The 707-nt window shown below is 64.8% G+C and carries 1 protein-coding gene; it reads right to left on the bottom strand.

Features of this window, described 5'->3' with window-relative positions; all coding sequences use genetic code 11:
• On the bottom strand, positions 1-707 hold a 707-nt coding region (locus HX812_RS31945; protein WP_178949168.1), incomplete at both ends, for an alpha/beta fold hydrolase.

Raw genomic sequence — 707 nt, 5'->3', positions numbered from 1 at the left:
TCCCTGCATGCAACTGCCGCCGCTGCGCCACCTCATCACCCCCGGCAAAATTCTCCAGATCTATCCCCAGCGATTGCCCCGCCGACAACTGCATCGCCTCAATCAACCGCATCAACGCCGCCGTCGTCGTATAAGGCCTAACGGCGCGCTCCGGAGACTCACTGTCAATCACCGTCAACGAAGCCACCTCCCGCCCCGCCGCCTGCAACCGCAACGCCATCTCCAACGCAACCCAGCCGCCAAACGAATGCCCCACCAAATGCACCGCCCCCTGCGGACACTCCTGCTCCAACGCCTTCAAGTAACAAGCCGCCGCCGCTTCCACCTGGCTATGGGGCACCGCCTCACCGTCCAACCCACGCGGCTGCAAGCCAAACAACGGCCAATCCCGCCCCAGCGCCTCACTCAAGCCAATAAACCCGGTGACGCTGTCCCCCGCCCCCGGCACACAGAACACCGGCGCATACCCCGCCCGGCCACTCTGAATCCGCAGCAACGGCTGGTGCTGAGCCTGAACCTGCGGCGTGCACGTCACCAAGGCCTCAGCCATCGCCTGACCCAGCGCCTGGATATACGGCGCCTGCATCATGCTCTGGTGATCCCCCGGCACCGCCACCTGAAGCAATTGCCCCGGCGCCAACACCTCATTCCAACCCAGTGCTTCACTGCGCCGCGACAACTCGGTAGGCCGCTCACTCGCACTGAAC

Origin of the sequence: Pseudomonas sp. IPO3749 (assembly GCF_013386605.1) — a bacterium.
GTDB classification, from domain to species: domain Bacteria; phylum Pseudomonadota; class Gammaproteobacteria; order Pseudomonadales; family Pseudomonadaceae; genus Aquipseudomonas; species Aquipseudomonas azotoformans_A.
The sequence above is the reverse complement of the archived record's forward strand: the minus strand, read 5'-3'. Positions and strand labels throughout refer to the sequence as shown.